This is a genomic window from Methylobacterium sp. PvP105 (assembly GCF_017876975.1).
GTDB classification, from domain to species: Bacteria; Pseudomonadota; Alphaproteobacteria; order Rhizobiales; family Beijerinckiaceae; genus Methylobacterium; species Methylobacterium radiotolerans.
Genome location: NZ_JAGIPA010000001.1, coordinates 4,645,725 through 4,669,994, shown reverse-complemented (window position 1 = coordinate 4,669,994; position 24,270 = coordinate 4,645,725). Strand labels below are relative to the sequence as shown.

Annotated in this window: 23 protein-coding genes; 13 read left to right on the top strand and 10 right to left on the bottom strand. The window is 70.5% G+C overall.

What is annotated here, in order from left to right; translation table 11 throughout:
- Positions 1-6: 6 nt before the first annotated feature.
- A complete protein-coding gene (locus J3A75_RS22890) occupies positions 7-1,188 on the bottom strand; it encodes an ABC transporter substrate-binding protein (RefSeq protein ID WP_043074107.1) in 1,182 nt (393 codons plus the stop codon).
- Between the two features lie 197 nt (positions 1,189-1,385).
- Here J3A75_RS22890 and J3A75_RS22885 point away from each other — a divergent pair, with 197 nt between their 5' ends.
- Positions 1,386-1,802 (top strand): nuclear transport factor 2 family protein, encoded by a 417-nt coding sequence (locus J3A75_RS22885; protein ID WP_012320244.1) that lies wholly within the window; start codon positions 1,386-1,388, stop codon positions 1,800-1,802.
- A 9-nt stretch (positions 1,803-1,811) separates the two neighbouring features.
- Here the strand turns inward: J3A75_RS22885 and J3A75_RS22880 are convergent, their stop codons facing one another.
- Entirely contained in the window at positions 1,812-2,519 is a 708-nt protein-coding gene (locus tag J3A75_RS22880) for a GntR family transcriptional regulator (RefSeq protein WP_070999919.1), read from the bottom strand.
- A 536-nt stretch (positions 2,520-3,055) separates the two neighbouring features.
- On the opposite strand from J3A75_RS22880, the gene J3A75_RS22875 reads away from it, so the two are divergent.
- From J3A75_RS22875 to J3A75_RS22860, 4 genes are all read left to right on the top strand, one after another.
- Positions 3,056-3,436 carry a hypothetical protein gene (locus J3A75_RS22875; RefSeq protein ID WP_012320242.1) on the top strand — a complete coding sequence of 127 codons (381 nt, stop codon included), beginning with the start codon at positions 3,056-3,058 and terminating at the stop codon, positions 3,434-3,436.
- Between the two features lie 213 nt (positions 3,437-3,649).
- Entirely contained in the window at positions 3,650-4,513 is an 864-nt protein-coding gene (locus J3A75_RS22870) for an outer membrane protein (RefSeq protein WP_012320241.1), read from the top strand.
- Positions 4,514-4,879: 366 nt separating this feature from the next.
- Entirely contained in the window at positions 4,880-5,113 is a 234-nt protein-coding gene (locus J3A75_RS37405; RefSeq protein ID WP_158682012.1) for a hypothetical protein, read from the top strand.
- An 886-nt stretch (positions 5,114-5,999) separates the two neighbouring features.
- Positions 6,000-7,781 (top strand): putative bifunctional diguanylate cyclase/phosphodiesterase, encoded by a 1,782-nt coding sequence (locus J3A75_RS22860; protein WP_029361359.1) that lies wholly within the window; start codon positions 6,000-6,002, stop codon positions 7,779-7,781.
- A gap of 407 nt (positions 7,782-8,188) precedes the next feature.
- Here the strand turns inward: J3A75_RS22860 and J3A75_RS22855 are convergent, their stop codons facing one another.
- The 3 genes from J3A75_RS22855 to J3A75_RS22845 all read right to left on the bottom strand — a co-directional run bounded on the left by J3A75_RS22855 (position 8,189) and on the right by J3A75_RS22845 (position 10,635).
- On the bottom strand, positions 8,189-8,476 hold the full coding sequence (locus J3A75_RS22855) for a hypothetical protein (protein WP_024829391.1): 288 nt from the start codon (positions 8,474-8,476) through the stop codon (positions 8,189-8,191).
- Between the two features lie 202 nt (positions 8,477-8,678).
- A complete protein-coding gene (locus J3A75_RS22850; protein WP_012320238.1) occupies positions 8,679-8,942 on the bottom strand; it encodes a hypothetical protein in 264 nt (87 codons plus the stop codon).
- Position 8,943: 1 nt separating this feature from the next.
- A complete protein-coding gene (locus J3A75_RS22845) occupies positions 8,944-10,635 on the bottom strand; it encodes a methyl-accepting chemotaxis protein (protein ID WP_012320237.1) in 1,692 nt (563 codons plus the stop codon).
- Between the two features lie 554 nt (positions 10,636-11,189).
- Here J3A75_RS22845 and J3A75_RS22840 point away from each other — a divergent pair.
- On the top strand, positions 11,190-11,615 hold the full coding sequence (locus tag J3A75_RS22840; protein WP_012320236.1) for a MucR family transcriptional regulator: 426 nt from the start codon (positions 11,190-11,192) through the stop codon (positions 11,613-11,615).
- Positions 11,616-11,873: 258 nt separating this feature from the next.
- Here the strand turns inward: J3A75_RS22840 and J3A75_RS22835 are convergent, their stop codons facing one another.
- Both J3A75_RS22835 and J3A75_RS22830 read right to left on the bottom strand, forming a co-directional pair.
- A complete protein-coding gene (locus J3A75_RS22835; RefSeq protein ID WP_024829393.1) occupies positions 11,874-12,056 on the bottom strand; it encodes a hypothetical protein in 183 nt (60 codons plus the stop codon).
- 200 nt (positions 12,057-12,256) lie between these two features.
- Complete coding sequence (locus J3A75_RS22830) at positions 12,257-12,661, bottom strand: DUF983 domain-containing protein (protein ID WP_024829394.1); 405 nt, start codon at positions 12,659-12,661, stop codon at positions 12,257-12,259.
- 199 nt (positions 12,662-12,860) lie between these two features.
- Between J3A75_RS22830 and J3A75_RS22825 the strand changes: the two genes are divergently transcribed.
- Together J3A75_RS22825 and J3A75_RS22820 are read left to right on the top strand one after the other, a co-directional pair.
- Positions 12,861-14,252, top strand: a complete 1,392-nt coding sequence (locus tag J3A75_RS22825) for a PLP-dependent aminotransferase family protein (RefSeq protein ID WP_043074097.1) — start codon at positions 12,861-12,863, stop codon at positions 14,250-14,252.
- Between the two features lie 160 nt (positions 14,253-14,412).
- Positions 14,413-14,922, top strand: a complete 510-nt coding sequence (locus J3A75_RS22820; RefSeq protein WP_083374379.1) for a c-type cytochrome — start codon at positions 14,413-14,415, stop codon at positions 14,920-14,922.
- Positions 14,923-14,983: 61 nt separating this feature from the next.
- On the opposite strand, the gene J3A75_RS37080 is transcribed toward J3A75_RS22820, so the two are convergent.
- Both J3A75_RS37080 and J3A75_RS22815 read right to left on the bottom strand, forming a co-directional pair.
- Positions 14,984-15,115, bottom strand: a complete 132-nt coding sequence (locus J3A75_RS37080) for a hypothetical protein (RefSeq protein ID WP_012320231.1) — start codon at positions 15,113-15,115, stop codon at positions 14,984-14,986.
- Between the two features lie 224 nt (positions 15,116-15,339).
- Positions 15,340-17,094, bottom strand: a complete 1,755-nt coding sequence (locus J3A75_RS22815) for a DUF3369 domain-containing protein (RefSeq protein ID WP_070999916.1) — start codon at positions 17,092-17,094, stop codon at positions 15,340-15,342.
- A gap of 134 nt (positions 17,095-17,228) precedes the next feature.
- On the opposite strand from J3A75_RS22815, the gene J3A75_RS22810 reads away from it, so the two are divergent.
- The 5 genes from J3A75_RS22810 (at position 17,229) to J3A75_RS22790 (ending at position 22,909) form a co-directional block, all read left to right on the top strand.
- The gene (locus tag J3A75_RS22810; RefSeq protein ID WP_012320229.1) at positions 17,229-17,990 is read left to right on the top strand and encodes a response regulator; all 762 of its coding nucleotides are present in this window, start codon (positions 17,229-17,231) and stop codon (positions 17,988-17,990) included.
- Positions 17,991-18,130: 140 nt separating this feature from the next.
- Complete coding sequence (locus J3A75_RS22805; RefSeq protein ID WP_043074095.1) at positions 18,131-18,388, top strand: hypothetical protein; 258 nt, start codon at positions 18,131-18,133, stop codon at positions 18,386-18,388.
- 15 nt (positions 18,389-18,403) lie between these two features.
- The gene (locus J3A75_RS22800; protein ID WP_070999914.1) at positions 18,404-18,637 is read left to right on the top strand and encodes a hypothetical protein; all 234 of its coding nucleotides are present in this window, start codon (positions 18,404-18,406) and stop codon (positions 18,635-18,637) included.
- A gap of 262 nt (positions 18,638-18,899) precedes the next feature.
- A complete protein-coding gene (locus J3A75_RS22795) occupies positions 18,900-21,275 on the top strand; it encodes a sensor histidine kinase (protein WP_071000711.1) in 2,376 nt (791 codons plus the stop codon).
- On the top strand, positions 21,272-22,909 hold the full coding sequence (locus J3A75_RS22790; RefSeq protein WP_070999913.1) for an ABC transporter substrate-binding protein: 1,638 nt from the start codon (positions 21,272-21,274) through the stop codon (positions 22,907-22,909). The genes J3A75_RS22795 and J3A75_RS22790 overlap by 4 nt, the downstream gene beginning before the upstream one ends.
- 33 nt (positions 22,910-22,942) lie before the next feature.
- Here J3A75_RS22790 and ugpB read toward each other — a convergent pair whose 3' ends face one another.
- A complete protein-coding gene (gene ugpB, locus J3A75_RS22785) occupies positions 22,943-24,250 on the bottom strand; it encodes a sn-glycerol-3-phosphate ABC transporter substrate-binding protein UgpB (protein WP_107645346.1) in 1,308 nt (435 codons plus the stop codon).
- Between the last annotated feature and the right edge of the window lie 20 nt (positions 24,251-24,270).

The window sequence follows — 24,270 nt, the reverse complement described above, 5'->3', positions numbered from 1 at the left end:
CCGGGCTCAGTTGGTCACCGCGACGATCTCACCGTCCTTGAAGCGGGTGAACACGTAATCGTTCGGTCCCAACGCGTCGTGCTGGCCGGGGGCGAAGGGCTTGTCGTAGGTTTTGATCAGGCCCGGATAGGTGCCGATCTTGTAGAAGCCGTCGCGGACCTTCGGGCCCTCGGTCGAGCCGGCGGCCTGGATGGCGAGCGCCAGCAGATGCGTGGCGTCGTAGGCGTTGGCGATGCCGACGGCGGGGGTGACGTCGGCCATCGACTTGATCGCCGGGTACTTGGCCTTGAGCGCATCGAGCACCGCGCTCGCCTTCGGCGACGCGTTGCCCGCGAAGGTGAAGGTCTGGATGAAGTGGACCTTGCCGGCGCTCGGGCCGGCGAGCTCGTCGAAGCGCCCGCCGGCCGGGCCCCAGTGCGAGACGACCGGCACCGACCAGCCCATCCGGTCGAGGGATTTCACCACCTGGGCCGAGGGGCCGACATTGCCGACGAGGAACAGCGCGTCGGCGCCGGCCTCCTTCAGCCGGGACAGCTGGGGCACCATGTCGACGTCGTTGGCCTCGTACTTCTCGATGCCGGCCGCCGGCAGGTTGGCTGCCTGGAGGGCGTCCTTGAGGCCCTTCTGGTTCGACTCGCCCCAGGCGTTGTTGACGAGGATCATGCCGGGCTTCTTCGCCCCGTAGGTCTTCACCGCGTAGGATACCAGCGCCTCGTCGACGAGGGCGTCGACCGCGGAGACCCGGAAGGCGTAATTGTCGGCGGCGCCGTTGCGGGTGATGCCGGTCCCGGCCGCCCACGGGCCGATGAACGGCACCTTCATCTGGTTGGCGATCGGCACGATCGCCATCGAGACCGGCGTGTCGAGGCCGCCGACCACCGCGACGACGCCGACCCGCTGGATCAGCTCGCGGGTCGCCAGCACGCCCTTGGACGGGTTGGCCTCGTCGTCGCGGGCCACGAGCTCGAGGGGGCGCCCGAGGACGCCGCCCTTGGCGTTGATCTCGTCGATCGCGAGCCCGATCCCGCGGGAGATCGCCTCGCCGGATTTCGCGGACTGGCCGCTCAGGGCGGTCACGAGGCCGATCTTGACGGTGTCGGCCGCCTGCGCGGCCGAGACGGCGAGGCCGAGCAGGGCGCTCGTCGTCACGGCGATGCGGCGCAGGGTCGGGGGCAGGAAGGAGGCCATGGCTGTCTCCGAGGGGCGGGGCAGCCCAGCCGACCGCAACCTCCATGCCACTGAAAAATCGAAGCTTCGCCGCCCGCACGTGACCGTGCGTGCTGCACCGAAGGCAATCTGTGCTCAATCGTCGATCAAAGTGCATACACTTCCTGCATGCACAGAAGAGGCTTTTGCGGCACGTTAGGGCCGACAGGAGGCCTGCCATGACCGACGTGACCCACGATGCCGCGACCGCGCGCGACGCCGCCAACGTCACCGCCTATCTCGAAGCTTCGATGGTGCCGGATCCCGAGACGGCCGCGCGCTACATGGCGCCGGGCACCCGGATCGTGTTCACCGGCGCCCGGGTCTTCAACCATCCGTCCGAGGTCACGGCCTTCAATGCCGGCCGCTACGCCTGGGTGAAGAAGCGGATGGAGCGGCTGGACGTGGTCCCGGGCGACGGCGTCACCACGGTCTACAGCCTCGGCACCCTGTACGGTGCGTGGCCGGACGGCACGCCCTTCGAGGGCAACCGCTACGTCGACCGTTTCACCGTGCGCGACGGCCTGATCGTCGGCATGGAGGTCTGGAACGACAGCGCCGAGCGCCTGCTGACGAAGCACGGCCTCACGGCCTGAGGCGGGAGGTCAGGCTCCGCGGCCGGCACCCGCGACGTAGGGCGCCAGCAGGCGGGCGAGATCGCGCTCGCGCGGGGTCGGCGGCACGATGCGCGCCCGCTCGGCGACGGCGTCGAGGTGGTGGTCCATGAGCGTGGCGGCGCGCTCGGCATCGCCCGCGACCAGGGCGGCGACGATGTCGCGGTGCTCGCTCACGGCGCAGTCCGAGGAGTGCGGCCGGCTGTAGAGGGACAGGATCAGGGCGCAGCGATAGCCGAGTTCGGCGACGTAGCGGGTCAGCACGGCGCTGCCGGTCATCTCGGCGAGCATCAGGTGGAACTCGGTGGCGAGGCGGATCGACAGCGCCTCGGGCCCGCCCCGGGCGGCCTCCTCGCGGGCGATCTGGTCCAGCAGAACCTGGCGCTGGTCCGGACTGAGCTGTCCGGCGAGGCGGCGCACCACGAGCCGCTCCAGGCCGAGGCGCACGTCGAAGGTGTCGCGCGCCTCCTCCCAGCTCGGCGTCGCCACGACGGCGATGCGGTTGCGGCGCAGGTCGACCAAGCCCTCGCCGGCGAGCCGCAGCAGGGCTTGCCGCGCGATGGTGCGGCTGACCCCGAAGCGCTCGCCCAGGGCATCCTCCGGCAGGCGGTCTCCGGGGGCGAGCGCCCGTTCCACGATGGCCCGTCGCAGGGCCTGGCAGATCGCGCCCACGCGATCGCCCTCGTCCGCCGCCTTCATGGACGGCGCCTGGACTCTGTCGCCCGTATCCGCGCGGACTGAACCGTCATGATCCTCCCTCGGGTGCGATCCATCGCGACGCGTCGGGCCTGTGCCCGATCGGCTCTTCGCAGACCTGATGCCGGGTGTGCAACGGTCGCGCCAGCGCCGGCGGCGACCGCCCGGAGCCCGGAAAGACCGTCGATCGGGCGGCGCGGGCGGCCACATAGCCATCGCGGATGCGCGTCTGCCGACTCGCCGACGGCCCGCGTCGTGCGGGCCGTACGGGGATCGTGAACAAAGTGTCGCCGATCCTCCGACCTGATCCCTCGCCATGGGCGGCCGCGCGATCGCGATGTCGCCAAATGTCCGCTCGGTGTTCGGCAGGACGCTCTGTCTCAAAATCGGTCTTCTGCGTCCCAAAACACGGGTATGATCCGCGGTGTGTAGGGCCAGCTACAGCGGCTTCACGGATCGGACCTTACGGACCTCCGCGGACGCAGACGACGTCGAGGTCGCGCGAAAGATCGCGACGACGATCGTGCGGGGGCGGGGTCATGAAGCAAATCGTTCTTCCATCCGTGGTCGTGGGCATCCTGTGCGGTGCCTGCGCGACCTCTTCCGACAAGGTCGCCGCGACGTACGTGTCGCCGATCCAGTACAGCAACCTGTCCTGCACCCAGATCCGCGAGGAGGCCGGCCGCGTCTCGGTGCGCGCCGCGCAGGCTGCCGGGGCGCAGGACGAGAAGCGCCGCGGCGATCAGGTCGCCACGACGGTCGGCGCCGTGGTGTTCCTGCCGGCGCTCCTGTTCATCGACGGCGACAATCACCAGACGGCCGAACTCGCGCGGCTCAAGGGCGAGGTGAAGGCGCTGGAGCAGGCTTCCGCCGAGAAGCGCTGCGGTCTCGACTTCGAGCCGCAGCCCGCGCGCCGCTGAGCCGTCCGGCCCGGACCCGCGCGAAGCACAACTCAAAGACGATGTGGTTTGTGACTTCTATTCTTTGAGTAGATTATGGACGTTGAGGAGTTGGTAACTCTATGTAATTCAATCCCTGAAGACATGCAAAGTGTTGCCGGTGCGTTACATCGTCAATGAAGCGCGCCTGATAAGTCATCGCCACTCAATGGCACCAACGGAAACTGCGCAGACATGACCAAGATTCTGGCCTCTCTGGCCGCCTTCACTGCCCTCACCGCCGCGGCTTCCGCTGCCGACCTGCCGCGTCGTGTTCCGCCGCCGGTGTTCACGCCGGTGCCGGTGTTCACCTGGACCGGCTTCTACGTCGGCGTGAACGCCGGCTACGGCTTCGACGCCAACAGCCGCAACACCACCAACTACGCCCTGCGCGGCGGCACGCTGGCGAACTCGCCCGACACCAACGCGGTGGTCAGCGTCAACAACCGCAGTAACAACAATGGCTTCTCGGGCGGCGCCCAGATCGGCTACAACTGGCAGCTGACCCCGGGCTCGGGCATCGTGGTCGGTTTCGAGGCCGACGCCCAGTACGTCGACTTCGCCCGCCGCGCCAACGGCACGCTCAACTATGGGCTGACCGGCACCCCGGGCTTCGCTTTCTCGGCGCCGCGCGCCTACGTGGCGACCAGCGGCAACGGGCTGGATTACTTCGGCACCGCCCGCGGTCGCCTCGGCTACGCCTTCGACCGCACCCTCGTGTACGGCACCGGCGGCTACGCCTACGGCTCGGGCCAGGACGACCAGACCTTCGCCGGCCGCAACTTCCGCAGCAGCTTCCGCAACGGCTACGCGGTCGGCGGCGGCGTCGAGTACGCCCTGCCCACCGACTCGTTCCTGAACTTCTTCCGCTCCTCGGCCGTCACCCTGAAGGTCGAAGGCCTGTACGTGAACCTCGACCGCCAGAAGAACACTGCCAGCGGCGTCTTCATCCCGAACCTGCTGCCGCCGCGCGGCGTCGCCTACCTCAACGGCGCCGCCGCCGGGACCGAGTTCGCCGTCGTCCGCGCCGGCCTGAACTACAAGTTCGGCTCGTACTGAGCCGAACCCGCGCCTCGAGGGTTGGCATCGGCCCGCGCGGCGGCTCGGCATGGGACTGGTCCTCTGCATGCCGGTCGCCGCGCGGCGGCGATGACCTTCGTTCGATCCTTGCATCCCCAGCCCGATCAAACTGGCGCGAGGTCGACAGAGCCCCGGGAGCCGACCGCTCCCGGGGCTTTCGTTCGAAGGGCCCTCCGCGGTCCGGGACGCGCATCGGGACCGGGTCGCGCGGGGTTGCCGTCCTCGCGCACCTGCGCACCGTCGCGCCGCGCGGGCCGTGTCGATCCTGGGACGGCCATCCGCGCCACGGGCATGGGCCGCGCTCGACCCCGGTGTCCGACCGCGTGTCGCTGTTCGACGCGGAGAATGCGGACCGACGTCGGCGAGATTTCGGACGACATGGAGAAGCGGCTGGGCGTCGCCCTGGCCGCCGGGTCGATCGTCGGAATCGGCGTGACGCTGTTACCGCAGGAGCAGGAAGATGCCCTGCTGGGCGGATCTGGCCAGCGACAGGGCCAACATGCTCACCGACTGGCGGGTCGACAGCGCCTGCGAGTTCGCCGAATCCCGGCTCAACTCGGCGTCTGTCGGGTGATTTGATGAACCCGTTCCTCGTGCCTGCGCGATCTCAGGCCTAAAATTCGATGTCACTGATGTGTCCGAATGGCCGTGAAAGGTTGTGGCAAAGTAAATAGGCCGTGAGAACGGTTTTACCCAGAACTCGCCGAAGATGTCTACTGCTGGTTGATTTGATGCTGGCCCTGGGATGCCGGGCCCCGAGGGAGGTCGGAGGATACCGGACCAATCCGGGGTCAGGGCCCGTCTGTCCAGGGTCCGGGCCGCACGATCTGGCGCCCGACACCGCGAGACGGGCGACTGACCCTCATCAAAGTCGAGCCCCGCGAGAGAAAGCCGATCCTTAGGGGTCGTCCTGTCCCCAGCTTCTGCGCGGAAGCAATGCTGCCATGCAGGGACGGGGCCGCAGGCAACCTCACGGCCCTCCGCCGATCCATGAGCGGCCAAAGCCGGATGATCGGCGACGAGAAGTGCGTCGAGGTCCCCTATCGGCAGATCGAGAATTTCGCATGACGGTAGTGGTCTCGGGCCAAAATTCTACTCCTAATGTAAATTTCCGTCGATATTTGTTAAAATGCTTCGCTCTCAAAATAGTGGCGCGCTTGCAATTCGGAACGTGATGTACTTACGTAGAGGATGTATCGACAGCGGTCTCTTGTTCCTGCATCCGACATGTTCCTTCTGCACGGCTCTAATTCGGGATCACGCGCGTGACGGGTTTGTCCCAGCCCACCGGGTCCGGTCCGCGATCACGGGCCGCCCGCCATCCGCCGATCGCACCGACGATCCCGGCGCTCGAGGCGGTCACACGCCAGACCTGCGCGGCGGCCTCCCGGACGATCGCTTAGCGCCCGACCGATCGCGCCGCCCCGCGCGGCTCGGCGCCCCTTTCCCACTCGAGGACATCATCGTGCCGCATACCAGTCTCCGGCGCAGCGAGACTTCGGACAGTTCGCAGTGCGTTCCGGTTCTGCGGCCGAGAGCCGAGGGCATCGACCGGCTCGCGGCGCTGAACGCGGCCCTCTCGGAGCAGATCCGCCTGTTCGAGGGCGCGCTGCAGAACATGAACCAGGGCCTGTGCATGTTCGACGCGCAGTCCCGCCTCGTCGTGTCGAACAAGCGCTACCGCGATATCTTCAACATCCCGCAGGACATGGTCCTCACGGGCATGGCCCAGCACGCGATCTGCTCAGCTCTGGTCGCGCGCGGCCTCTACTCGCCGGAGGTCACCGTCGCGGAGATCGAGCGCAGCACCCGCGCCGCCCTTCAGGCCGCCGAGCCCGCGCCGATCACGCGCGAACTCTGCGACGGGCGCACGCTGGCGATCAATCACCGGGTCATGGACGGCGGCGGCTGGGTCTCGACATTCGAGGACATCACCGAGCAGCGGCGGAGTGCGGAGCGCATCGCCCACCTGGCCCATCACGACGCCCTGACCGACCTCGCCAACACGCGGGCGATGCGCCAGGGCTACCGAGATCTGATCGCGGCGCAGAACGACGAGCGACCGCTGCTCGCCATGTATTACATCGACCTCGACCGGTTCAAATTCGTCAACGACACCTACGGACATGCCGCCGGCGACGAGCTCCTGCAGGAGGTCGCCGCGCGGCTGCGGAGGAACACGCGGCGGGGTGACGTCGTGGCCCGCCTCGGCGGCGACGAGTTCGCGCTGGTCCACAGGGTCGTCGACGCGGCCGCCGCGACGTCGACCGCCCAGCGCCTCGTCAACGTCCTGTCGGAGCCGTTCGATCTCGCGAGCGGGCGCGTCCATACCGGCGCCAGCATCGGCCTCGCGATCCGCGCGGTGCAGGACCTGGACATGGACCCGTTGCTGCACGACGCCGATCTCGCCCTGCGGCACTCGAAGACCGAGGGGCGCGGCGTCTTCAGCGTCTTCGAGGCCAGCATGTCCGAGGCCTTCGAGGCGCGCCGCCAGATCGAGGCCGACCTCCAGGCCGCCCTGGCGGCGGATCAGTTCGAGCTGCACTATCAGACCCTCGTCGATGCCCGCGACGGGCATGTCGCCTGCGTCGAGGCGCTGGTGCGCTGGCGCCATCCCACGCGCGGCCTGGTCCCGCCGCTGTCCTTCATCCCCCTGGCCGAGGAGACCGGTCTCATCCTGCCGCTCGGCCGCTGGGTCCTGGAGCGCGCCTGCCGGGATGCCCTGGCGTGGCCCGAGAGCGTCGACGTCGCCGTCAACGTCTCCAGCGTCCAGATGCGTCAGAAGGGGTTCGGCGCGGAAGTGCTCGCCGTGCTGGCGGAGACCGGTCTGGCCGCGGCGCGGCTGGAGGTCGAGATCACCGAGACGTCGCTGCTGGAGGAGAGCGAGGCGACGCGGGAGAATCTCGCCACGCTCCACGGCGCCGGCATCCGGATCGCCATGGACGATTTCGGCACCGGGTACTCGTCCCTGAGCTATCTGCGCCGGTTCCCGATCGACAAGATCAAGATCGATCGCTCGTTCATGAGCGAGGCCGAGACGAGCGCCGACGCGCGCGCCATCATCCGGGCGGTGGCGGGGCTGGGGGTCAGCCTCGGCATCACGACGGTGGTCGAGGGCGTCGAGACGGCGCAGCAGCTGGAACTCGCGCGGGCCGAGGGTGTCGGGCAGGTTCAGGGCTATCTCCTGGGACGTCCGCAGCCGCAGGCGTCGCTGTCGCGCGCGGGCCTGCCGACGCATCGATGGTGATCCGATCGGCCATCCGCGGGGCCTCGGACCCGCGTCTCCGTAACGCCACCGGGCCGGAGACGGGTCATCGAGCGGGCGCGCCGGAGCCGCGCCGCTCAGGTCGAAGGCGGTCATCACGGGACGGAAGGTCTCCACGAAGGCGGGATCCAGGTTGCCGGACATCGATCGCAGGAGGCCGCAGGCCACTTCATCCGACATCGACGGTCGGTAGGGCCGCCGCGCGGTCAGCAGCCCCGGCTTGTTGAGGATCGACAGCGGGATCTTCGTCTTCCCGACATCGTGCGGCCGCGCGGCCTCGGTCAGGCGGTAGGCGTCGAGATCGCCGAAGCCCAGCTCGATCGCGAAGGCGGCCGCGAGGCCCGTCACCCGCAGGCAGTGCCGATGGGTGGCCTCATCGAGGCCGGGCGTCACCGTCCGGCCGGAGAAGAAGGTCTCGACGGGAACGGCCGGGCCACCTCCGTCAGCCCGGCCGCGGCGGCGGAGCCGCCCTGATCCCGGAGCCGATCGATCCTGTCCTGCACGATTCTCACCGCCGACGCGGCCGGGAGGGTCTCGCTCGTACCCAGCAGCCGCGCCAGGGCCTCGGTCGGCGCGGCGTTGCCGTGGATCAGGAGCGGCGACGGCGCGCCCGTGTCGCGGGCCGGCGCCAGTATCCGTCGCAGGCGCACGATCGCGTGCGACGTGAGTTGCGCCACGTCGCCGACGACGAGGTCGGCTCCGGCCGCCGGCGCGGCCTCGTCATAGAGGTCGTGGGTGCTTCACGGCCGGGCCGGATCGACGTCGCGCGCCAGACGCTCGGTGCGGGACAGGTCGTCGGAGACGAACAGCAGCCCGCCCAAGCCGGCTTCCCTGAGTCGGGGTGCGCGACGCCGTGACCGATTGGGGTCGCGGTCGCGATCAGGAGCCGAGCAGGTGCCGGAGGGCTGCGCCCGTTCCCGGATCCCGCAGCGTGAGGTCGTCCAGCGACTGATCCATCCCGCCGATGGCCTGCTCGAACACGTGGCTGAGTTCGGGCAGCCGCTCTCCGCAGCCCTGGATGTGCGGAGCGCGAGCCGAGATCCTCGCCGCGCGCGTGCGCGGCGACGAGATCCGCGCGCAGCCGGCGGACTGGTCCGAGCCGCGGGGCCGGACCGGGAGGACGCGGATCTCCGCCGCGATCACCTCAAGCGGCGCGGACGGTGGCGAGGAAGCGTGCGACTTCGGCGCGGAGATGCTCGGATTGCCGCGACAGCTCCGAGGCCGCCGACAGGACCTGACCGGCCGCGGCCCCCGTCTCCTCCGAGGCCTGCGCCACGCCCGCGATGTTGCCCGTCACCTCGCCGGCGCCGGTCGAGGCCTGCGCCACGTTGCGCACGATCTCCTGGGTCGCCGCACCCTGCTGCTCCACCGCCGCCGCGATCGACGTCGCCACGCCGTCGATCTCCCGGATCCGCCCCGTGATCCCGCCGATCGCCGTCACCGCCTGCGCGGTCACCCCCTGAACCTCGCCGATCTGGCGCGCGATCTCCTCGGTCGCCTTGGCGGTCTGCTCGGCCAGCGCCTTCACCTCGGAGGCCACCACCGCGAAGCCCCGCCCCGCCGCGCCGGCGCGCGCCGCCTCGATCGTGGCGTTGAGCGCCAAGAGGTTGGTCTGGCCGGCGATGCCCGAGATCATCCCGACCATGTCGCCGATCCGCGCCGCGTTCTGGCTGAGCGCCTGGACGAGGTGCGCAGTCTGGTCGGCCTCGCCCACCGCGGCCTGGGCGAGATGGGCCGAGCCCTGCACCTGCCGGCCGATCTCCTGCACCGACGAGCCGAGCTCCTCGGCCGCGGCCGCGACCGTGTTGACGTTGGTGGCGGCCTCTTCCGCTGCGGCGGCCACGGTGGTCGATTGCGCGGCGGTCTCCTGGGCGGTGGCGGTCATCTGCTGGGCGGTGGCCTGGAGCTCGGTGGCCGAGGACGAGACCAGGCCGACGATGCCGCCGACGGCGCGCTCGAAGCCGTCGGCGAGCTCGATCATGGTGCGCTTCCGCTCGGCGGCGGCGGCCGCGTCGGCCAGGCGCTTGACCTCGGCCTCCTCGGCGGCCTTGCGGGCGACCATGGCCTTGATGCCCTCGACCGCCTTGCCGACGGCGCCGATCTCGTCGCCGCGGCCGGCCTCGCGGATCTCCGCGTCGACCTCGCCGCGGGCCATCCGCTGCAGCACGCCGACGAGGCTGCCGAGCGGGCGGGTGATCCCGAAGATCACGATCAGCGCCGAGAGCGCCATCGCGCCGATCAGCCCCGCGACGGTGGCCGAGGCCAGGACCATCTTGGCGGTGCTCGCGGCTTGTTCGGCGCCGTCGCGCGCCTGCCGCAGCTCCGATGTCAGCCGGTCCACCCGGCCCTGGACGAAGTCTCGCACCTTGGCGCGGGCGACGGAACCTTCGGTCAGCAGGATCTTTGCAGCGGCTTCATTGTCGTTCTTGAGGCCGAGGCTGTTGGACCTGTCCATGGCGGCGAAGAACTCCTCCAGGATACCCTGGAGAGCCTGATTGGTGTTCTTCCGCTCAGGGGTGTCGGCGAGCGCGATCAGCGCCTTCGTCGCGTCGAACGCCCCCTTCGCCGCGGCATCGTAGCGGGCCCGGTAGCTGCCCATCTCCTGCTCGCGGGTCTCGAGAATGAGATTGCGCGCGTTGACGGCGGCCTCGTTGACGTTGATCCGGACGGCGAGGATCTTCTCCAAGCGAACGACCTGCAGATCGACGATGTCCCGGGTCTGACGCGACAGATCGTTCAGGTTAGCGTTCGCGTAGAAGATCAAACCAGCGGAGAGCGCCGCCATCAGCAGAAGTGGCAGGAACGATTTCACCAGGACTTTAGTATTGCGCAACATCACGGCCCCCGTCAGTGTCTGATGTGCTAGGTGTCAGTTATCATACTTAAAAAATAGTGAAGACAGGTTTTGACCGACTTATCGTCGTCGCGTAGATTGTCAATATCCGCGTGATGCAACTTGAGAGATCAGTTCTGGTCCGTGGCCGACACAGGGACGTGGACGTTGTCCGCCGCCGGGATTGGAGAGGATCTGCGGCGCGGGTCCCGTCATCAGGGCCGTCCGAGGAGCCCCTTCCGACCTCGGACCGTGACGCGCCCGGCACGCTCGGAGCCGAAGGTCTGCATCCCCGCGGCGCGTCCGCATTTGTCCGCGGCGCGAGGATCGCGCTCAGTGTCCGGTGGGACGATTGGCGGACGATATACGGACGAGGTGTGAAGGGTGCGCGATATGCATAACGCCCCTTTCTGGTTGAGCTATTTCTCTATCGATGTTTCCATAAGTAGAATATCGATCACAGGGTTCTTTTTTCAAGCTCAATCAAGGCAACGGATTGACATGCGAAAATTGATATACAACTCTTGCGCTGCGTGTCTTGAGGGGGATTGGCAGGTATGCTACCTGAGGTTGGTACTGGCGGGAGAAATGTTTTTGACGCGGCTTTGAAAAATTCAATAAAGATCGTTTGTGCCTACGTCTCCCGAAATTCGGTCTCGCACACCCAGCTCTGTGAGATTTTGGTTAGTACGTACGAGATGCTTTGCCAGATCAGCGTGGGGCCGGCGCCCGCGGTCGCGACGCCTGAAGCCGCGACCGCGCGGGAGATCCGCACGTCCATCCAGGCCGAGGGCCTGATCAGCTTCATCGATGGCAGGTCCTACAAGACGCTCAAGCGTCATCTGACGGCGCACGGCCTGACACCGCAGGATTACCGCGCCAAGTACGGGTTGCCGCGCGACTATCCGATGGTCGCTCCGGGTTACGCCGCCAAGCGCTCGGAGATCGCGCGATTGCTGCAGCTGCGCCATAAGTCCGGATAGGCCTGCGCGACCGCGCGAGGATCGGTCCGCCGGGATGGGTCCGACATCGCGGCGGGCGTCGCCGAACCGGCCGCGACTGCCACCGGCGCCACCGGAGGCCGGCCCCGCCGCGCTGCGCGCGCACGCCCGAGCGTCGCGATCGCGGTCTCCTTCGCGGAGGCGGTCGCGGCCGGCGGCCGCGACGACAAACGGGAAGATATCCTCGAGCCCTGAGCGGCGCTCTCGGGCGAGACGCGCTGACCCCCTCCCTTCGGGCTGTCAGGCGCGTCCGAGCGGGTATCGCGCCTTCTGCTCGGCCGCGAACCGGCTCGCCTCCGCCCGCATCCGGGTCCGGAACCGGTCGGCCTCCTGCCGATCGTCAACGCCCTCGGCGCTGATGAGCCAGCGGGACGTCGCCGCCGCGACGGCTGGGCCGACGCCGACGAGGGTGCCGTCGCGCATGTCCCGCTCCATGGGCGCGCCCCGGCCGAGGGCAACGCCCAGGCCCGCGGCCGCGCTGCCAGTCTTCGAAGAGGCGGATGTTGCGCTGGGCGGAGGCGGGAGCCGCCCGAGACGGAGGGCGCGATCGAGAACTCGGATCCCGGCGAGCTGCGGGGGCCACGCCTCGGCCAGGACCAAGGCCGGAGCGGGCTGCGACGCAGTCAGTCCCGCGGTGCCGGGCCGGCGACGGGCGCCTTCGGCACCGCGAGACGTCCCTCCGCGGCCTTGTTGATGTACTGGCTGGCGATGAAGAGTCCCTTCAGCGGCCGGATGATCGGCACGCAGGCCAGGATGAGCAGCGGGAGCGTCACCGCCGCGTGGACCCAGAGCGGCGGATCGTAGGCCAGTTCCAGCCAGATCCCGAAGGCGGTGACGGGGAACGCCATCGTCATCATGATGAAGAAGGCGGGCCCGTCCGCCGGGTCGGCAAAGCTGTAGTCGAGGCCGCACGCCTCGCAGCGCGGCCGCAGGGTGATGAAGCCGTCGAACAGACGGCCTTCCCCGCAGCGCGGGCAGCGGCAGCGCAGCCCGACCGACATGAGCGATTGATCGGTAGTCCTCTGCATCATCCACGTTCCTGAACAGCGGGCCGGTCCTTGTACGGACGGGCTTGTGCCTGTCGATTGTATGGCATATTAAACCATACAATGGCGGTGGAAACCGAGCGATCCGGCGAATCGTCCGCCGAGCGCGGAACGGACGCACGGCCGTGCACGCCGGTCGTACTCTGAATGTATGCATACGCCAGCGCGAGAACAGGGGTCAATGTTGGAATCCTGGAGCCCGACAATCGCCGGCGAGACCGGGCCCAAGTACCTCGCCATTGTCCGGGCGCTGACCGCGGACATCCGTGCCGGCCGGCTCGCGCCGGGAGCGCGCCTGCCGCCGCAGCGCGCGCTGGCGAAGCAGCTGAACGTCGATCTCACGACGGTGACGCGCGCCTTCAACGAGGCGCGCCGAGTGGGATTGATCGACGCGACGGCTGGCCGGGGCAGTTTCGTCCGGGGGTCCCGGTCGCCGGCCGCGGAGGTGCCACGGCCTGATCCGTCCGGCAGCATCGACTTCAGCATGAACATGCCGCCCCAGCCCGCGGCGGCGCGACTGGCGGAGCGCCTGGAGGCAGGTCTGTCGCGGCTCGCCGGATCGTCCGGCTTCCTCGCCCGAATGCAGTACCAGGACAGTGCCGGGAACCTGGCCGACCGGGCGGCGGCGGCCCACTGGCTCGGTCAACGGCTCGGGACACTCCCGGTGCAGCGCGTCCTCGTGGCGGGCGGTGCCCAGGTCGTGCTCGCCGCCGTGCTCGCCGCCATCCTGAAGCCGGGCGACGCCCTCTGCGTCCCGGCGCTCACCTATCCCGGGCTGCGCACGGCCGCGGAGCGCCGCGGAGTCCGCCTCGTGCCGGTGGCCGGCGACGCGGAAGGGCTCGAGCCGGACGCCTTCCGCGAACGCTGCGAAACCGAGCGTCCGCGGGCTCTGTACCTCGTTCCGACGCTCGACAACCCGACCACCGCGACCCTGCCGGCGGTCCGGCGGCGGCAGATTGCCGAGATTGCCAGAACGCACGGCGTCGCCATCATCGAGGACGACGCGTACGGCGCACTGCCCCTGGACGCTCCGGCTCCCATCGCGTCCCAGGCGAGCGACATCACGTGGCACATCGCGACGCTGTCCAAATGCGCGAGTCCCGGCCTGCGCGTCGCCTACGTCGCGGTCCCGGGAACGAACGAGGCGGTGCGGCTGGCGGCCGAACTGCGCGCCATCAACTTGATGGCCTCGCCTCTCACGGCCGCGCTCGCCTCACACTGGATCGCCGAGGGCGAGCTCGACGCCGTCGTCGCGGCGATCCGGCAGGAGAACGCGCTCAGGCAGGCCGTCGCGCGCGAGACGCTCCAGGGTCTCGACGTCCGGGGGCATCCAAGCGGGCACCATCTGTGGCTCCGGCTTCCCGCTTTCTGGCGTCGCGGCGAGTTCGGCGCCCACGCGCGGCAGCTCGGCGTGTCGGTCATCCCGAGCGACGCCTTCGCGGTCGGGCCTGCTCCGGAAGCCATCCGCGTCTCCCTGGGCGCGGCGCCGGACGCCGAGACGCTCCGATACGGCCTCAGCCTGCTCGCGACGTTGCTGGCGCATCCGCCCGGCGCGATCTCGACCGTTGTCTGAGCCGGCCGAGGCGGCCCGAGCCTCGCGCGTTCAGGCAGTCCGCGCCGCCCGGACGAGCGCCGTCCCCCGATCGTCGGCCGACTCCTGCTGGGAGAGTCGCGCTCCCCGTGGGACGCCCGGCGCGTGCCGATCCGAATCCGCTCACCGCGAAGGGAACGCGATGCTGTGCTGTCTTGGGCAGACGCGATCGCGGATCCTGCGCCGTCCCGCGCGCGCCGTGGCGCTCGCGCTGGCCCTGCTCGCGTCCGCCTGCTCGGACGATGGGCGGGAACGCCGCCGTGCCCTGGGCGAGACGCCGACGTTTGACGACGTCATGCGGGTGGCCGACTCGGAGCGCGGCGGGCGGCTGTTCGGTCAGTGCGCCGCCTGTCACACGATCAGCCCCGGCGCGGGCGATCGGAACGGTCCCGGACTCTACGATGTGCTCGGCAAGCCCGTTGCCAGCAACAGCAGGCGCTACGGCTATACCGGGGCGCTGCGGTCGCTGGGCGGCGTCTGGACCCCGGAGCTTATGGACCTCTGGCTCTCCGCCCCGGCGAAGCTCGCGCCCGGCACCAGCATGAGCTTCCGCGGCCTCCCCGATGCCCTCGATCGGGCGGATATCATCGCCTACCTTCGGTCGCATTCGCCCGGGGACGGTGACGCAGAGCCGCGGCCGGCGCGGCCCTGAGCCGGTCCTGTCGGCGTCGCTCGTCCGCCCGCACAGGTCGGAAGCGGGGCAGTGCTGCCGGTCAGACGAAATGCGCCGGCAGGGCCACGTCCTGCGCGTACTGGATCACAGCCAGTGCGAGACCCGCGATCATCGACCAAGCGACGATGCGGTCGGATCCGGACGCGGTGTTCGTCATCATGCGCGTGACCATCTACCGTCTCCTCCTCGTCGCGGCCCGAGATCGGCCGCCGTGAGGCGGCGTTATGGTCAAGCTCCTTTGCCGCAGGATTGCGCGAAGTATTTCGTCCCGTGCGGCGGCATGGGCTGACCCGACGATCCCGGCTCGCGCGGGATCGTCGGAACCGGCAGTCTGCGGCCGTCCTTCGCGACGGCGGCAAGCCGACGTCGGTCCGGCAGAGCTCCGGGAGCCTCCCCTCAGAACAGGCCGACGGATTCTTCCGGGAAGCGGATCGCGAAGACCGCGCCTAAGCCCGGCCCGGCGCTCTCGGCCGTGGCGCGGCCGCCGTGCAGCTCGGCGATCCGACGGACGATCGAGAGCCCGAGACCGGTCGAGTTCTCGCCGCCGGTGGGCTTGGCCGACAGGCGCTGGAACCGGCCGAACACGCGGGACGAATCCTCCGGCGACAGGCCGGGCCCGTGGTCGGCGACGGCGCAGACCAGCTCCGCGCCCCGCGGGCCCGGCTCGCGGCTGACCCGCACCGTGATCGCGCCGCCGGTCGAGCTGTACTTGATGGCGTTGGAGACGAGGTTGTCGAGCGCCTCGCGGAGGCGCTCGGCGTCGCCGCAGAGGAACAGCTCGTCCGGGCCCTCGCAGACCAGGGTCTGGCCCTTGGCGTCGGCCAGCGGCCGGTCGGCCTCGCAGACCTCCCGGGCGAGGCCCGCGAGGTCCACCGGTTCCCGGCGCAGGCTGATGTCGAGGGCGTCGTTCATCGCGTCCGCCATGAGGCTGTCGATCATGGTCGTCAGCCCCTTCGCGCTGGTGCGCACGTGCTGCACCTGCGCCCGCATCTGCTCCCGGTCCCCTTGCATGTCGATCAGGTCGGACAGCATCTCGGCGCGGCCGAGGATCACCGCCAGCGGATTCTTCAGATCGTGCGCGATCGTGCCGAGGATCTCGGTCTTGAGGCTGTTGGCGCGCCGCAGGTCCGAGCGCTGCAGGTCCAGCCGGCGGTTCGCCCGGATCAGCTCCGCGGTCCGCTCGACGACCCGCCGCTCCAGGTCGGCGTTGGTTTGCTGCAGCCGCTCGTAGAGGATGACGTTGTCGAACGCGATCGACAGCCGGCTCGTGAACAGGGCGATGAGCGACCGGTCCGTCTCGGAGAGCTGGCGGTCGGCCTCGATCAGCGCGACGATCTCGCTGCCGCTCGCCGTGTGCAGGTACAGGGTCGACCAGTGCTCGCCGAAGCTGTGGCGGCGCTCGGCGAAGGCCCGCTCAACGAGGGGTTGCACCCGCTCCTCCAGCGGCCAGGCCGGCTCGCGCCCGGCATAGTGGCCATAGCAGCCGGACCCGGCCAGGACGCAGAAGCGCTCCTGCGGGGCGGCGGTCTCGCGCAGGACCAGGATCCCCGCGCAGGCGACGTTCAGGAGCGAGGCGACCTGGGTGAGGACACCCTCGGCCAGGCGCTGCATCGATTTGTGGTCGAGGAGCATCGGCGCCGCGTCGATGATGATCTCGAGCCCGCGCCGGGTCTCGTCGAGGCGCTTCAGCTGCTGGTGGGCGCGCAGGGCCGCGGTGAGGCTGGTGAACAGCTTGTCGGCGGTCAGTTCGGTCTTCGCCTTGTAGTCGTTGATGTCGTAATCGACGATGATCCGCCGCTCCGGTGCCTGGCCGGGCTGGCCGGTCCGCAGGATGATGCGCACGGTCTCCTGCCGGAGTTCGCGCCGGATGTAGTCCACCAGCTCCAGCCCGGCATTGTCGGTCTCCATCACCACGTCGAGCAGCACCACCGCCACGTCGCGGCGCTCGGCGAGCAGCACCCGCGCCTCCGCGGCCGACCGGGCGGTGAGGATCTCCAGGCCCCGCCCGTCGAGGGTGTAGCTCGCCAGCGCGTAACGCGTGCCGTCATGGACCGCCGGATCGTCGTCGATCACGGCGATCACCCAGGCTCCCGCGGTCGGTTGCGCCTCATCGGGATCGTCGGGGATCAACGTGAGGGTATCATCGTCCATGGCTATGACCCGAAATGCTGCTCGCAACCGGACGACTACGCTAGAAATCGTGTTGAAAACTTGTCACGGTAACGTGAGCCGATACGATTCCTGCATTCGTTCCAGAGCGAACCCGGAAAGTGCGCACCGCTGCGATGACCATTCCAGACAGCCCCGCCCCCGGCACCGCCCGCGGCGTCGCGGCGATCCCGTCGATCGCCGTGGTCGACGACGAGGCGGCGACCCGCGAGATGGTCGGGGATTACCTCAAGCTCCACGGGTTCGCGGTGGTCCTGTGCGACGGCGGGCGCGCCCTGCGCGAGCACCTCGCCCACCACAGTCCCGACCTGATCGTGCTCGACCTGAACATGCCCGAGGAGGACGGGCTCTCCATCGTGCGCGACCTCAAGGCCCGCACGGCGATCCCGATCATCATGCTCACCGCCACGGCGAGCGCGATCGACCGCGTGGTCGGGCTGGAGCTCGGGGCCGACGATTACCTGCCCAAACCGTGCGAGTTGCGGGAGCTGGTCGCCCGCGTGCGATCGGTGCTGCGCCGCGTGCAGATGCCGGGCGCCGCGCCGGCCCCGGCTCCCGTGGGCGGACGCCGGATCCGGTTCGGCACCAAGTGGCTGGAACTCGACGCGCTGCGCCTGAGCGACGATGCCGGTCTGGAGCAGGCGCTCACCCGCTCGGAATTCGATCTGCTGAAGGCTTTCGCCGACAACCCGCGGCGCGCGCTCTCGCGCGAGCGCCTGCTCGACCTCGCCGACGCCCGCGACCCGGACGCGTTCGACCGCGCCATCGACGTGCGGATCAACCGCATCCGCAAGAAGGTCGAGCCGGATCCCGGCAATCCGCGCTACATCCGGACCGTGCGGGGTCTCGGATACATATTCCGCCCCGAGGGCGACTGATGTTCCCGGCTCAATGTTGCGTCGTGACGTGACAACGCAACAATTCGTGCTCCGGCTTGGGCTGGAAGCAATATCAGCGGTACGGAGCTTCCCTATCAGCGTGGCAGGACCGAGGGCCGCGGGTGCCCGGAGGACGGGCCATGCGACACGTGATCGGAACCTCGTCGGCCGCGGCGGTCGGCACGCTCTGCATCCTGGCCTTCGTCGGCTGGACCCCGGTGCCCGGCACCGTGACCGTGGAGGCCCGCGGCGGCGGCCGGGCCGCCGCGGCGGCCCGTGACGGCGTTCCCTGTGCTGGAGCGACCTGGCCCTACCCACCGGGCGCCTGCGCGGGTGCCGGCCCGGCCGCCCGGCGCGTCCGCCTCATCGCGGTCGATGCCGCGCCCGGCCCGCGGTGAGGGGCGGACCCGGCCATGCCGCACTTCAGCGATGATCCCGGCTTCGACGAAGATCCCGACCTGCTTCTCCGGCTGCGCCGCATGCTGCGCGGCGGCGATCCCCGGCCACGGCGTCTGCCGACCTGCGCGGAGCGGTTCGGCGTGCCCACGCCGCACGGCGCACCCACGCCGCGCGATGGCGCGCGTGACTCGCAGGATCCGGTGCTGGCCGGCCCCGCCCCGCGACGGGTCGGATCCCGACCGCGCTGAGACCGCGCGTGGTGGGTGGCTGCGAGGCGGCCTTTGCGAGCACAGCGAAGCGATCCGGCGGCGCCAGACCGACCGGGCGCGCGCAGCCCTGGGTCACTCCGCTGCGCTCGTGACGGCGGAGCGGGCGGCATCGACCGAAGGCTGCGAGCGGCGACCGGAAGACTTGGTCGCCCGGGCGCCAGGACCCGTCGGAGCGCCGCCCGATTGCACCGCACTCCGGCCCGGCCTTAAGTTGCTGCCGGACCCCTATGTCGGGACGCGGATGCGGGTTGGACCCAAGATCGCCCTGGTCGGAGGCGTGCCGATCCTCGCCGCCGGCGCGATCGCCATGGCCGGCTGGCTGCTCCTGGCGCAGGAGGAGCGCGCCCGGCGCGGTGCGGTCCTGGTGGCCGACGTCTACCACGACATCGCCACCGCCCGCTTGGTCCGTGATCAGTTCGCCGCCGCGGACGCGCGGGACCGGTCCGCCTATGCCGAGCGCTTCGCCGGCCTGACGGCGCGGGCCGAGGCCGGTCTCGGCCGGCTCGCCGGCTTCGCCCGCATCGACGAACAGCGCGCGCGGATCGCCTCTGTGGAGCGGGCCCTGGCCCGCTATCGGGGCGAGATGGACGCCTTCGTCCGGCGGACGCGGGAGAATGACGGCCTGATCCGCGAGATGACGCAGCGGGCCGACACCCTGATCGACCTCACCGACCGGGCACGCCTGCGGCAGCAGGCCTCGAACGCGGACCTCGCGCGCTCGATGGCCGAGAAGGTCGAGGCGCTGCGGGTCGCCCGGGGACTCGTCGCCCGCCTCAGCGCCCTGAGAGCCCGGAGCGCGGAGGGCGCCGTGGTCGCCGCCCAGACCGCCGCCCAGACCGCCGCTCAGAATGCCGCCCAGACCGCGGCCCAGGCGGGAGCGCAGGCTGTGGCCCGGAGCGACGCCCCCGCGGGAGCGGCGGGCGCGGAGAGCGAGGGCCCGCGCGCGCAGAGCCTTTTCCGCGCCGCCAGCCGCGATCTCGCGAACGCTCTGCGGGCCGACGGCCGGGATGCCGACGCCGAGTCCCTCGACGCGCTCGCCGCCGAGGCGGCGGCGCAGAAACCGGATCTCCGCGCGAAGCTCGACGGCTGGATCGAGCGCGTTCTGAAGATCGAGACCTCCGGCCAGGAGAGCCTGCACGACGAGGTGGCGCAGCTGCTCGCCTATTCCGTGGAGGCCAACGAGATCGAGCAGGCCACCCAGAACGTCGCGATCGGCACCCTCAAGCTGGGGCCGCGCACCGCCGGCGCCCTCCTGCACCGGGATGCCGCCCTCGCCGAGCGGATGCGCGACGAGGGCGAGCGCCTCGCCCGGAGCGCCGCCTCGCTGCCGATCTCGCCGCTGATCCAGGCCGAGATGATTCAGGCCCTCGACGGCTGGCGCGCGCGCCTGACCACCACCATCGGGGGCCTGCGGCAGCAGAACGCCATGATCGTCGCGATGGACGGGCTCGCCGCGACGATGATCGACAGCGCCAAGGCGCTCAACGACGCCTTCGTGGAGGATGCCGACCGGTTCGGCATCTTCATCCAGCGGATCCTGCTCGCCGGCGCGGCCGGCCTCCTGCTGTTCGGCGCCCTGGTGGTGATCTTCGTCGCCCGCTCGATCCTGGTGCCGCTGCGCGCGCTCCAGGGCGATATGGTCATGCTGACCGGGAACCCGGCGGGGGCGGCCGTGCGGGGCACGGCACGCCGGGACGAGCTCGGCGACATCGCCCGCGCCACCGCGGTCTTCGTGTCCGAGATCACCCGCCGGGAAGGCGCGCTGCGCCGGGCGAAGGATCAGGCGGACGTCGCCCTGGTCGAGCTGCGCCGGACTCAGGACGACCTCGTCCGGGCCGAGAAGCTCGCCTCCCTCGGGCAGCTCGTGGCCGGAGTCGCCCACGAGATCAACACGCCGCTCGGCATCGCGCTGACCACCGGGACGCTCATGAGCGACGAGGCGCGGACCTTCCGGACGGGACTGTCCGCCGGCACGCTATCGCGCTCCCGGCTGACTCACTTCGTCGACCGGGTCGAGGAGGGCGCCACCCTGCTCTGCGCCAACCTCACCCGGGCCGCCGACCTCGTCCAGGGCTTCAAGCAGGTCGCGGTCGACCGGGTCAGCGACGAGAGCCGCAGCGTCGCGCTGGCGACCTGGCTCGACGACCTGCTGACGAGCCTGCGGCCGATGCTGCGCAAGGGCGGCCACGTCGTGGAGCGCGCCTGCCCGGCGGACCTCGTCATCGTCACCAATCCCGGGGTGCTGGCGCAGATCGTAACCAACCTCGTCGCCAACGCGGTCGTGCACGGGTTCCGGGCGGGCGAGCCGGGACGGATCACCGTGGACGTGTCGGAACGGGAGGGGGGCCTCGTGCGGATGGAGGTTCGCGATACCGGTCAGGGCATCCCGCCGGAGCACCTCGAGCGCATCTTCGACCCGTTCTTCACGACGGCCCGGAGCGCCGGCAGCACGGGACTCGGCATGCACATCGTCCACAATCTCGTGACCGCCAAGCTCGGCGGCCGCATCGCGGTCAGCAGCGAGCGCGGTCAGGGGACCGTCGTGCAGGTCGATTTTCCCGCAGAGGGCGCGGGAGCGGCCGCGCGGCCGCGGACCAGCGCGATCGGCACGCCGTGAGGCCGGCCGCGGCATGCCGGGCCGGGCTCCTCGCCCTGGCGGCCGGCCTGGCTTCCGGCCCGCTTTTCGACCCCGGCCCGGCGGCGGCGCGCACCTTCGTGTTCTGCTCGGAGGGCAGCCCCGAATCCTTCGATCCCGCCCGCGCCACGACCACCACCACGATGAACGCCGCGTGGCAGGTCTACAACACGCTGGTGGAGTTCGCGCCCGGCACGACGACGATCCGCCCGGCCCTCGCCGAATCCTGGACGATCTCGGAGGACGGCCGGACCTACGTCTTCGCCCTGCGGGACGGCGTCCGCTTCCACGCCAACGCGCGCTTCACCCCCACGCGGCCCCTGAACGCCGACGACGTGGTGTTCTCCTTCGCCCGGCAGCGGCGCTCCGGACCCGACGGCGCCGCGCCGGGCTTCCCCTACTTCCACGACCTCGGCCTCGCCGACCTGATCGAGGCCGTCGACGCCCCGGATCCGCACCACGTCCGGTTCCGGCTGCGCGAGGCCGACACCACCTTCCTCGCCAACATCGCCCAGGCCTTCGGCGCGATCCTGTCGGCCGAGTACGCGGCGACCCTCGCGGCCGGCAACGCGTCGGACGAGATCGCGCGGGCGCCGATCGGGACCGGCCCGTTCGTGTTCGAGGGGTACCGGCCGGATCAGGTCCTGCGCTACCGCGCCTTCCCGGAATACTGGCGCCGCGCCGCGGACGACGGCGAACCGGGCGAGCGCCCCGACGGCCTCGTCTTCGCGATCACGCCGAACGCGGCGGTCCGGCTGACCAAGCTGCGGGCCGGCGAGTGCCACGCGATGGCGTTTCCGGCGACCGGCGATCTCGACGCGATCCGGGCGGAGCCGGGCCTGACGCTGCTCGCGCTCGCCGAGCTGAACGTCGCCTACCTCGCCCTCAACACGACCCGCTCACCCTTCGGAGACGTCCGGGTGCGGCGCGCGGTCAACCTCGCCATCGACCGGCGGGCGATCGTGGCGGGGGTCTACGGCGATGCCGGGATCCTGGCTCAGGGGCCGCTGCCGCCGGGGATCTGGGCCTACGACGCGGACCTGCCGGACACCCCCTTCGACCGCGGCGAGGCGCTGCGCCTGCTGGCCGAGGCCGGGCTCGCCGAGGGCTTCGACGTCGAGCTGTGGTATCCGCCGGTCAGCCGGCCCTACAATCCGAACGGCCGGCGCGTCGCCGACATGATCCAGGCCGACCTCGCGCAGGTCGGCATCCGCGCGCGCCCGGTCACGCGCCCCTGGAACGCGTACCGCGCCGCCCTGTACGGCGGAGAGCCCGCGCTGATGCTCTACGGCTGGACGAGCGACAACGGCGACCCGGACAACTTCCTGAGCGTCCTGCTCGGCTGCAAGGCCGCCCAGACCGGCGGCGCCAACCTCGCCCGCTGGTGCGACCCGGCCTACGACCGGCTGGTCGAGGCCGCCCGCCGCACCGGCGACCGGGCGGCGCGGCAGGCGCTGTACCGTCAGGCCCAGGCCATCGTCCGGCACGCGATGCCCTGGGTGCCCCTGGCCCACACCAAGGTGCATCTGGCGCTCCGCAACGACGTGCGCGGCCTGACGATGGATCCCCTCGGCCGCCACCTCTTCGAGACGGTGCGGTTCCGCGCCGCCCGGTGACGACGGCGGCGCGGGCCGACCTATCCGCCACGCTCACTTCTTGGTCCGCTGCTGGAAGACCCGCAGCACTTGGTTGCCCCGTGCCACGGCGTCGTCGAGGGCCTGCTGCGGCGACTTCGCACCGTTGAGCGCCGCCTCCAGTTCCTCGGCCCAGAGGTCGCGGATCTGCAGCATGTTGCCCAGGCGCAGGCCGGCGGTGTTGCGCGTCGGCGGGCGCCGGGTCAGCTCCTGCACGGCGACGTGGAGCTGCGGGTGCCGCTCGAAGAAGCCCTCCGCCACCGCGTCGGCGTAGGCGGCGCGCGTCGTGGGGATGTAGCCGGTGTTCCGGTACAGCGCGGCCTGCTGCCGTCCCTCCATCAGGAACGCCAGGAACCGGGCGACGCCGCGGTACTCGTCCGGCGTCTTGCCCTGCATCGCGTAGAGCGAGCCGCCGCCGAGGATCGCGTTCTGCGGCTCCGCGACGACGTCGGGATAGAAGGGCATCGGCACGACCGTCCAGTCGAACCGGGCCGCGGTGGAGACCTTGCCGTACAGGCTCGACGAGGTGAGGAAGATCGCGCAGTCGCCCGAGACGAACCGACTCTCGCCGCGATTGACGCGGTCGTTGTACTCGAACACGCCCGCACGCTTCAGGTCGACGAGGTTCTGCAGGTGACGGACCTGGAGCGGGCCGTTGAAGACGAGCTCGGCGTCGTAGCCGTCCAGGCCGTTGGAGCGGGTCGCGAGCGGCCGGTCGTGCCAGACGGACAGCTGCTCGATATGCACCCAGGTCGGCCAAGCCGACGACAGGGCGCACTGCTTGCTGTCCGCCGCCTTGAGCCGCCGCGCGGCCTCGAAGACCTCCGGCCAGGTGGCCGGGGGTTTCTTGGCGTCGAGGCCCGCCAGACGGAACCGGTCGCGGTTGATCCACATGACCGTCGACGAGACGTTGAAGGGCAGGGACAGCATCCCGCCCTCGGCATCCAGGTAGTTGGTGGCGACGACCGGCAGGAAATCCTCCGGCGCCACCGAGAGCCCCGCCTCCCGCATCACGGTGGCGACGGGCCTGACGGCGCCGATCGCGGCCGCCATGGTGCCGTTCCCGACCTCGAAAACCTGCAGCAGGTGCGGCGCCGCGCCGGTACGGTAGGCCGTGATGCCGCTGCTGATCGTCTCGGCGTAGGAGCCCTTGTAGACCGGCACGACCCGGTAGTCGGGCTGCGAGGCGTTGAACGTCTCGGCGATGCGGGTCACCAGCTCGCCGTTCGGCCCGTCGAGGGCGTGCCAGAACTGGAGTTCGGTGAGGGCTTCGGCGGGCAGCGGGCGCAGCGCGAGGAGCAGGCCGGCGAGCGCGCCGGACATCAGCGGCCTCAGGCGGCCGT